Origin of the sequence: Xanthovirga aplysinae, from assembly GCF_009711365.1 — a bacterium.
GTDB classification, from domain to species: Bacteria; Bacteroidota; Bacteroidia; order Cytophagales; family Cyclobacteriaceae; genus Xanthovirga; species Xanthovirga aplysinae.
Window position 1 is genome coordinate 1 of the sequence record NZ_SMMB01000437.1, and the last position, 1,618, is coordinate 1,618.

The following is a 1,618-nucleotide window of genomic DNA, read 5'->3' on the forward strand; positions in this document are numbered from 1 at the left end:
AAAAAATTAAAAGAAATTATTATGAAGAAAAATAGATTAAGTTTACTAATGCTGTTCCTCGCTATCTTTGCGATGAATGGTTGTGGTGATAAATTTTTGGAAGGATATGAGGATGATCCTGCCCGTCCGTTGGATGTTTCTGAGGGGGTTTTGCTTACCAGTGCTGAGGCTTTTACTTACTATGTAGCTGGAGATGATTTGGCACGTTATACATCTATTATGATGCAACAGATGTTAGGTAATGATCGTCAATTTCTTGCCATTAATAGATATCAGTTTGCAAGCTCAGATGTACAAGGTATCTGGGCTACTAATGGGTATGCAGGAGCATTGAATGACCTGAAGATATTAAGGGAAAAGGCTGTTGAAAGTGGGGCTAAGCATTATGAGGGAATTGCCAAAATATTAACGGTTATTAATTTAGGAATTCTAACCGAAACTTTTGGTGACATACCTTATTCTGATGCTTTTCTTGGGCAGGAAAATCTTACACCTAAATATGATACCCAAGAATCGATTTACGCATTAATGTTCAATTTATTGGATGAGGCCATTGCGGACTTATCTGGTGAAAGTGTAATTAAGGTTGGTTTTGATGATTTAATTTTTGGGGAATTAGAAGATGCAAAAATTGGAGCTTGGATCAAAACGGCTTATACCTTAAAAGCTAGGTATATGACACATTTGTCTAAAAAGTCTTCTTATAACGCCGACACCGTTTTAGAGGCCTTGGAGAAGGGAATTGCTAGTAACGCTGATGATGCTTTGGGGAAATTTGAAGTATCTCCGGCACAAGCAAACCCATGGTATCGTTTTACTGTGGTAGATAGAGCGGGCTATATTATGCAGTCTGGTTATATGTATGATGAAATGGAGGGTAAAACAGATCCACGAGTTTCATTATATAGATCAGAAGATATGGCTTCTATGCCTGTATCTGGACAATCTACTTCTGATCTTCCTTTGGTAACTTATAGAGAAGCTAAGTTTTTGGAAGCAGAAGCTTATCAAAGAAAAGGAGATTTAGTGAAAGCAGAAGAAGCATTCCAGGCAGGGATTACAGCTTCAATGACAGCTTTTGGTGTTGAGCAAGAGGCTATTGATACATACATCGCAGAGAATGGTACATTGGAGGAAGCTACAGCATTAGAGCAAATCATGTATGAAAAATATGTGGCTTTGTTTTCTCAGATTGAAGTTTGGACGGATTACAGAAGAACAGGTTTCCCTGCAATTACTGCCGTTTCTGATGGTGTGTTGAGTGGTAAAATTCCTGTTCGTCTGCCTTATCCTCAAACTGAATATCTGTATAATGCGGAGAATACTCCTGTATTGGAATTTCCGAATAACCTTACCCAAGAGCCTTGGTTTATGAAGGCTGAGTAGTGGAAAGTTAACTGATAATTAGAGTAGGCTGTATCAAAAGTCTGCTAAATAGAAAAAGGTTGTTCAAAAGAGCAGCCTTTTTTTTGTAAATTTGATTATGTCAAAGCAAAAAGGAAAGGTTATATTAAAGTCCTATAATTCAGGTCAGTTGTTGTTACTTCCTCCATCTTTGGAAGAGCTTATTTCTGAGCATCATCCGGTTCGTGTAGTTAATTAAATCTTTGATAGTATT

Annotated in this window: 1 protein-coding gene; it reads left to right on the forward strand. The window is 37.4% G+C overall.

All coding sequences use genetic code 11. From position 1 onward, the window contains the following. The coding region (locus E1171_RS01635) for a SusD/RagB family nutrient-binding outer membrane lipoprotein (protein WP_155203431.1) at positions 1-1,386 on the forward strand (1,386 nt) is incomplete at its 5' end. Positions 1,387-1,618 lie beyond the last annotated feature (232 nt).